The 256-nt window shown below is 40.2% G+C and carries 1 protein-coding gene; it reads right to left on the bottom strand.

Annotated elements, in window-relative coordinates; translation table 11 throughout:
- The coding region (locus N7568_RS24430; protein ID WP_261612252.1) for a Stealth CR1 domain-containing protein at positions 1 to 256 on the bottom strand (256 nt) is incomplete at both ends.

Genomic DNA, 256 nt, shown 5'->3' with positions numbered 1-256 from the left:
TAATGACACAATGCAGGGAATATTTCAGTTCGTCATGATTGCTGAATCTTGCAGGATCTTTGGCATGTAGTCCTATATCTCCGCAGTAGGTTTCTCTGCAATAATTATAGCGTGCGACCCATTCGGGATCTTTGTCATCTACCCAAGTAAAAACTACATCGACTGGGAAATTGACAATGATTTTTTCTTCAATTGCTAAATCATGCCGCATCAGAATATTTTCTTCCTCCTCGCGGCACAGAATCTCATTTCTGAA

It is taken from the genome of Paenarthrobacter aurescens (assembly GCF_025421775.1).
Classification (GTDB): Bacteria; Actinomycetota; Actinomycetes; order Actinomycetales; family Micrococcaceae; genus Arthrobacter; species Arthrobacter aurescens_B.
This window is presented reverse-complemented; position numbering and strand designations above follow the sequence as displayed.